The organism is Flavobacterium sp. (assembly GCF_044361065.1).
GTDB lineage: Bacteria > Bacteroidota > Bacteroidia > Flavobacteriales > Flavobacteriaceae > Flavobacterium.
This window is the reverse complement of record NZ_JBIKJI010000203.1, coordinates 1-3,127: the sequence shown is the minus strand read 5'-3', so window position 1 is coordinate 3,127 and position 3,127 is coordinate 1. Positions and strand designations below refer to the sequence as shown.

Genomic DNA, 3,127 nt, shown 5'->3' with positions numbered 1-3,127 from the left:
ATCTGATAAAATGAGTAGAAAATGGATTATGATGGCAGGTATGTTAATTGCTATATTTGCTTACCGTCCAATTTATACTTCAATGTATGAATCTGCAAGTGAAAAATCAATGAAAGCGAATGGTAACAAATTAGTTTTGGATAGCTGTAAAGTAATTGGAGCACCATCAGCAGAAATTAAAACAGCTGCAGACAAAAAAGATCCAACAGTTAAGGATACAAAAATTCTTATTGCCACAAAATCAGATTCATTGTATAATACAGGAGCAAAATTCCACTATACTACTATTGATACGGTTTATGCTGCAAAAGCGATAGAATTTGACGCGAAAGCCAATGCTAAAAATGAAGTTTGGATTAAATTTAATACCACTAAAGATTCTGTAGTAACTGTAAATACTATTAAACTTAAAAACAGTTTAAAACCAGATGAAAAACCAGCAAAAGTTGATACATTAGCTGTTGTAGAATTAAAATCGTTCACAGAAGGTTCAGGTGCTAAATGTCATCCAGCAGGTGTGAGTTTAAAACATGGAACGGAAGTATCTAAAAATATTACTGATGATATTAAATGGCATTTAATTTGGATGGTTTTCATACAAGTATTATTTGTAACAATGGTTTACGGACCTATTGCAGCTTTCTTAGTAGAAATGTTCCCAGCTAAAATTAGATATACCTCTATGAGTTTACCTTACCACGTTGGAAACGGTATATTTGGTGGATTGTTACCAGCAGTAGCTACTTTCTTAGCGTTAAATGCTAAAAAAGCAAACGACATTGCAAAAGAAGCAGGTGATGCGTTACCATTTGACAAGCCATACTTAGAAGGACTTTGGTACCCAATTATTGTAGCAGGAGTTTGTTTAATTATTGGAGTGGTTTACTTAAAATCAAACGATAAAAACGCACACGATTAATAACTTTAAAAACATAACAAAATGAATAAAATAAAAAGAATTTTAGGGATTGTATGGATAGCTATTGGTGCTGTTGCAGTATATTACTTATTTATCAATCAAGCGTTAGGTATGTGGAAAGAAGGCGGAGAAAAATTAGTTCCAGCTATTATATATACTTTTGTATTGTGTCCACTTATTGCATACGGATTATTTACTTTCGGTAAATATTGTTTATCAGGTGAATACGATAACTAATCGGATCTCCTTAATTTTAATAATAAATGTTAAAAACCATCTCTATTTTTAGAGATGGTTTTTTTAATTGTAAAATATTACATCTAAATATTTGACTAATTTCAAATTATTCTGTATTTTTAAAACTTTAAATAATGCCAAAAAATGAAAAAAAGACACCAACAAAAATTAGTAATTGTTTCGATGGTATTACTCATTTGTCTCAATATGCCAATTATTTTATTGTTTGATTCTTCTAAAAGTATATTTGGATTTCCAAGTAGTTATATTTTTATTTTTTCTACTTGGCTGCTTTCTATATTAATTTCATTAGTTATAATGATTCGTTACAATGAGTAGTATTTTTTTACTTATAATATTATCCCTTTATTTGGCCATTTTGTTTTATATCGCACATTGGGCAGAAAAAAACAATGATAGCAAATGGACGAACAATCCATATGTTTATTCTTTGTCTTTAGCTGTTTATTGTACTGCCTGGACGTATTATGGTAGTGTTGGAGTAGCCGCTGATAATGGATTGAGTTTTTTACCAATTTATTTAGGACCTATAATTATTGCGCCATCTTGGATATTAATATTAAAAAAAATAATTCGAATTTCCCGTGTTAATAAAATTGCAAGTATTGCCGATTTTATTTCATTACGATATGGAAATAGTCGTTTCTTAGGGGCTATTGTAACTGTAATATGTTTAACCGGTATCATTCCTTATATTTCTTTGCAGTTAAAAGCCATCACAGAAACCTTTCATGTGGTTTCAAACACACCCGTAAATTCTTTTATTTTTGATGATATTACTACTTATGTGGCTATTGCTTTGGCTTTATTTGCATCCTATTACGGAACTCGTTACGCAGATGCTTCGGTAAAAAGAAAAGGAATTGTAACCGCTGTTGCGATGGAGAGCATACTGAAATTAGTATTTTTTGTAATTATTGGTGTGTATGTTACGTTTTTTGTTTTTGATGGTTTTGACGACATTTATCAAAAAGCCAGTCTTTTAAAAGATTTTCAAGCGAAAAATACCATTGGAGGATTGCCTCAAGCCATTAATTGGTTTTTACTTTGCCTACTATCTATGTTTGCCATCTTTTTATTGCCACGACAATTTCATGTTTCTGTAGTAGAAAACAATCGCGAAGGTCACGTAAATACTGCTGTTTGGTTATTTCCTTTGTATTTATTACTATTTAATATTTTTGTATATCCAATTGCTTGGGGTGGTAATATTTTATTTGATGGACAAGAAGTAAACTCCGATACCTATTCCTTATTAATTCCTCAATTGTTTGATAATAAAATATTGACTGTTTTGGTCTTCCTTGGCGGATTTTCTGCTGCCATTTCAATGATTGTTGTTTCGTCTATTGGACTATCAACAATGGTAACTAACAATATTTTAATTCCGTATAGTTTACTTGGAAAGTTAAAAAATGCCGAAACCATTAGTAGTAAAAGCATTTTGAATAGTAGAAGAATTAGTATTTTCTTGCTAATTATACTTTCGTATTTTATTTATAGGTATTTTGGTTTAAACTATAATTTGGTTTCTATTGGTTTGGTTGCATTTGTAATCATTTCACAATTGGCTCCTGCCTTTTTTGGTGCTTTGTTTTGGAGAAGAGGTTCAAGATTAGGCGCTATTTACGGAATTTTAATTGGATTTATTATTTGTGTATTTACGTTATTAATTCCGTATAGCATTGGGGCTTCAAATAGTGAAAGTACTTTTATAACTGAAGGTTTTTTAAAAATAGAACTTCTAAAACCGTTTCAATTATTTGGTTTGGATTATTTAGATCCGATTCCGCATGCTTTGTTTTGGAGTTTATTGTTTAATTGGGTGACTTATTTTGCTGTTTCTGTGAGTTTTAAAGGAAATTATCGCGAACGCAATTATGCCGAAATGTTTGTAGATATAAATAAATACAGTTCCAATCATGAAAATGCATTTATTTGGAAAGGAAC

Annotated in this window: 3 protein-coding genes and 1 pseudogene; all 4 read left to right on the top strand. The window is 30.5% G+C overall.

Annotated features, from left to right (window positions below):
- Positions 1-919 (top strand): annotated as a pseudogene (locus ACIQ11_RS09925) (hypothetical protein); the annotation flags it as partial.
- A 21-nt stretch (positions 920-940) separates the two neighbouring features.
- A complete protein-coding gene (locus tag ACIQ11_RS09920) occupies positions 941-1,156 on the top strand; it encodes a DUF6814 family protein (protein WP_291242863.1) in 216 nt (71 codons plus the stop codon).
- 144 nt (positions 1,157-1,300) lie between these two features.
- Positions 1,301-1,495, top strand: a complete 195-nt coding sequence (locus tag ACIQ11_RS09915) for a hypothetical protein (protein WP_291242862.1) — start codon at positions 1,301-1,303, stop codon at positions 1,493-1,495.
- The coding region (locus ACIQ11_RS09910; RefSeq protein WP_396154493.1) for a sodium:solute symporter family protein at positions 1,488-3,127 on the top strand (1,640 nt) is incomplete at its 3' end. The genes ACIQ11_RS09915 and ACIQ11_RS09910, both read left to right, overlap by 8 nt.

Bases quoted from the DNA above. Each gene is read 5' to 3' on its own strand.
- ACIQ11_RS09920 (WP_291242863.1), top strand. From the start codon at position 941: ATGAATAAAATAAAAAGAATTTTAGGGATTGTATGGATAGCTATTGGT.
- ACIQ11_RS09915 (WP_291242862.1), top strand. From the start codon at position 1,301: ATGAAAAAAAGACACCAACAAAAATTAGTAATTGTTTCGATGGTATTA.